1 pseudogene is annotated in these 255 nt (G+C 40.0%); it reads left to right on the top strand.

The annotated features are described in order from the left end of the window. Positions 1–255 (top strand): annotated as a pseudogene (locus PSH41_RS20085) (IS110 family transposase); the annotation flags it as partial.

Genomic DNA, 255 nt, shown 5'->3' with positions numbered 1-255 from the left:
CTTAAAGCCCTTATCCGTCGTTTAGATGCGCTTGAGAGTAACCGGCAACGAGAAGCTAACCGATTAGAAGCAAGTGAATTCAGCAACGTTTCAGCACGTGTTCGCCAATCGATAAAAGTGACTATCGCATTTTTAGATGACGAAATTAAACAGCTTAAATCTGACATTGATGATCACATAGATAATGAGCCTGGTTTAAAAAGAAACAGGAAACTACTAGAGTCTATACCTGGCATTGGGCATGTATTATCGAGA

Origin of the sequence: Pseudoalteromonas sp. CST2 (assembly GCF_028599385.1) — a bacterium.
GTDB classification, from domain to species: Bacteria; Pseudomonadota; Gammaproteobacteria; order Enterobacterales; family Alteromonadaceae; genus Pseudoalteromonas; species Pseudoalteromonas atlantica.
Note: the sequence above shows the minus strand (reverse complement) of the source record. Positions and strands in the feature narration are given on the sequence as shown.